Source organism: uncultured Phenylobacterium sp. (assembly GCF_902826855.1).
Taxonomy (GTDB): Bacteria; Pseudomonadota; Alphaproteobacteria; order Caulobacterales; family Caulobacteraceae; genus Phenylobacterium.
The window spans coordinates 1-3,275 of record NZ_CADEGK010000318.1; the positions used below are offsets into that span (position 1 = coordinate 1).

The window sequence follows — 3,275 nt, forward strand, 5'->3', positions numbered from 1 at the left end:
GCGGGTGGTCCGCGGCCTTACCGCATCCGCCAGCGATCGCGGACGTCGCGCCGAGCCTACAGGCCGCCGTGCCCGAGCCGACGACCTGGTTGGTGATGATCCTAGGCTTCGGAGGCGCCGGCCTTGCGTTGCGCCGGCGACGGACTGGAGAGGCCGCATAGAGGCCGGGTCCGCTGGCGCTCGGCGGGCCGCCCCCGCGGACGCGCGGATCGGATGCAAATTGAGCGCGCGCCCCTTGCAAAGCACTTCCGGGCTTCCGATCTCATCGTGGCGGGACCGGGCCCCTCTGACGATCGAAGGCGATCGTGATGTCGGACCGCACAGGTGCGCCTGGGGGTTCGGTCTGACGCTTCCCCCCAAGCAGCCCAGCGGGCTCCCGGGCGCACCTCCATATCGGAGGAGCAAATGAATCATCATCGCATCTGGCGTCTGCGCAACCTGCACCGCGAGCTGAAGCGGCTTATCCGCGAGGAGGACCGCCGGGCTATTCCCGACGCTCTGATCTTGCGCGACCTCAAGCGCCGCAAGCTGCAGGTGAAGGATCAGCTGTTCATGGCGGAAGCCGGTCTCGTGCCGGTGACCACTCGCGTCGGCCACGGCTGATCGCCCGGGGAGGCGCGCTGCGGCGCGCCTCCCACCCGCTCAAGGAATGACGATGACCGACCTTCTCACGGCGGCCGTGCTCGGCCAGCCTCTCTGGATGTGGCTGGCCTTCGCCGGGCTCGTCACCGCTCTGCTCACGCTCGACCTTGGCGTCCTCCATCGGGACCAGCACGAGATCGGCGTCCGCGAGAGCCTTCTGCTCTCCGCGGGCTACCTGTCCCTCGGCCTCGCCTTCGGCGGGTGGGTCTGGTTCCAGCTCGGCCGGGAATCCGGCCTCGAATACGTCACGGGCTTTCTGATCGAGAAGAGCCTCGCCCTCGACAATGTGTTTGTGATCGCCACGATCTTCGCAGCCTTCGCCGTCCCGCGAGCCTACCAGCACAGGGTCCTGTTCTGGGGCGTGCTGGGCGTGATCGTGCTTCGGGGCGTCATGATCGGCTTCGGCGCGGCGCTCGTCGCCAGCTTCGCCTGGGTGTTCTGGGTATTCGCAGCCTTCCTGATCGTCATGGGCGTGAAGATGTTCGGAGCGGACACCGCGCCCAAGGACCCTCACGACAGCCCGGTGTACCGGTGGCTCGCCAGCCATATTCGGCTGACCAAGAACTTCCATGGCCCCCGCTTCTTCGTCCGGCAGCCCGGCGCTGGCGGCAAGCTCGCCTGGTTCGCCACCCCGCTGTTCATGGCGCTTGTCATGGTCGAGCTGGCAGACGTGGTCTTCGCAGTGGATTCCGTGCCGGCGATCTTCTCGATCACAACCGACCCCTACATCGTCTACACCTCCAACATCTTCGCCATCCTCGGACTGCGCGCACTCTACTTCGCGCTGGCGGCGGTGGTGGCCCGCTTCGCCTACCTGAAGCAGGCGCTGGCGGGACTGCTGATCTTCATCGGCGCCAAGGTGTTCGTCGCCGAAGCGATGGGCTGGGAGAAGTTCCCGGCGCCCATCTCGCTGACCATCACCGCCGCGATCCTCGCCTCCGGCATCGCCTGGTCGCTGTGGAAGACGCGCAACCTCGCCGACCCGCCTCCCGCGACGGGCCGATCGCCAAGGGCGGAGGCGGCAGATCCGTCCCCGCCGACGGCTTGACCTCGCGTCTGCGGCCCGGCGTGCTACCAAACTCCGATGGGCAATCTCCTGCGCGCGCTCGTCATCGCCGTGACCGCAGCCTGGCTCGGCGGCTGCGTTGCGGCCGATATCCCGTACCCGCGGCTCGAACAGAAGTACGCCAACGCGGCATCGCGCTACGCGACATTGCCTGGCGGGCTGCGGGTGCACTACCGCGACGAGGGCCCGAGGACCGCCCCAACGGTCGTTCTGGTGCACGGCTTCGCCGCGTCGCTTCACGCCTGGGAGCCGTGGACCGAGCGTCTCAAGGCGGACTACCGGGTGCTGACCCTCGACCTGGCGGGGCACGGCCTGACCCGCGCGCCATCCGGCTACCGGATGTCCACGGCGAACCATGTGGCGGCGGTCGACGAACTCACCCGCCAACTCGGCGTCGAGCGCTTCGTCCTCGGCGGCAATTCCATGGGCGGGGCCGTGGCCTGGTCCTACGCCCTGCAGCACCCCGAGCGTCTGCAGGGCCTCGTGCTCGTCAATGCCGCGGGGTGGCCGTCGGGCGCACGCAGCGAAGGCGCCCCGGGGGTCTTCAAGCTGCTGGCCAACCCCGCCGGCCGGGCCCTGCTGCGCAACCTCGACCCGGGGCCTCTCGCGGCCCGCGGCCTGCGTCAGGCCTACCTGGACGAGCGGCTGGTCACCGACGAGTTGATCGATCGCTATGTCGAGCTCGCCCGCGCGCCCGGCCACCGCGCCCTGCTGACCGGCGGCCGGCGCGAAGGTCCCGCGCCCACTCCAGCGATGTTCGCGAACATCCGCACGCCCACCCTCGTCATGGTCGGCCTGAAGGATCAGGTGATCCCGCCCGAGAGCGCCAGCGGCTTCGCCAGCGGAATCCCCGGCGCGCGGCTGGTGACCTACGCCGACGGCGGACACGTGCCCATGGAACAGCTGCCTGACCGGAGCGTCGCAGACCTGCGCGGCTTCCTCCGAACGGTTCAGGGCGCGGAAGCGCGGCGCTGAGCCCTCGGCGAGCGGAAAACCGAGCCGGGCGCCTGCTGCCGTAACGCCGGGACCAAAACCGGGCTCGTGCGTTCTGGCTCTGTATCGAAAAGCCGGAGCCGCCATGCTGACCCGTATCCTCACCGCTGCCGCGTTTGCCGGCGCACTCACCCTTGTCGCAGCTTGCAGCGGTCCGGCAGAAGACGCGGGGCATCGCCAGGCCGACGCCGTCGAGGCTCAAGGCGAAGCGCAGGCCGACGCGCTGGAACGTCAAGCAGACGTCGCGCCGACCGGGGCGCAAAAGGACGCGCTCAATAGGCAGGCCGATGCGGCCGAGGACGCGGCAGACGCCAAGGCGGACGCGATCGAGAAAGAGATCGATCGCAAGTACTGAAGCTCCAGGGCGCGCCCCAGTACGTCCCCGTGCTCACGGGCCTACCGCCCGGCGACGGGCGCGGCCTGATCGTAGGTAAGCCGGGTCTCGTGCGAAAGGCGGACCTGGGCTGCGGCGCGACAGTCGCCATAGAACTCGAATCGCCGCCTCGACAGAAACACGTCGTAACCCACATTTCCCAAGTAAGGCGCTGATTTCGCTGTCCTGACCATTATATTT

Annotated in this window: 5 protein-coding genes; all 5 read left to right on the top strand. The window is 68.7% G+C overall.

Annotation, left to right across the window (positions count from 1 at the left end):
• Positions 1 to 68 precede the first annotated feature (68 nt).
• The 5 genes from QZV94_RS25310 to QZV94_RS24075 all read left to right on the top strand — a co-directional run bounded on the left by QZV94_RS25310 (position 69) and on the right by QZV94_RS24075 (position 3,056).
• Entirely contained in the window at positions 69 to 161 is a 93-nt protein-coding gene (locus QZV94_RS25310; RefSeq protein WP_367255277.1) for a PEPxxWA-CTERM sorting domain-containing protein, read from the top strand.
• A 244-nt stretch (positions 162 to 405) separates the two neighbouring features.
• On the top strand, positions 406 to 603 hold the full coding sequence (locus QZV94_RS24060; RefSeq protein WP_293682861.1) for a YdcH family protein: 198 nt from the start codon (positions 406 to 408) through the stop codon (positions 601 to 603).
• 52 nt (positions 604 to 655) lie between these two features.
• Positions 656 to 1,690, top strand: a complete 1,035-nt coding sequence (locus tag QZV94_RS24065) for a TerC family protein (RefSeq protein ID WP_293682863.1) — start codon at positions 656 to 658, stop codon at positions 1,688 to 1,690.
• Between the two features lie 36 nt (positions 1,691 to 1,726).
• Entirely contained in the window at positions 1,727 to 2,683 is a 957-nt protein-coding gene (locus QZV94_RS24070) for an alpha/beta hydrolase (RefSeq protein WP_293682865.1), read from the top strand.
• A gap of 103 nt (positions 2,684 to 2,786) precedes the next feature.
• Positions 2,787 to 3,056: a hypothetical protein gene (locus tag QZV94_RS24075; protein WP_293682867.1), complete on the top strand. Its 270-nt coding sequence runs from the start codon at positions 2,787 to 2,789 to the stop codon at positions 3,054 to 3,056.
• Positions 3,057 to 3,275 lie beyond the last annotated feature (219 nt).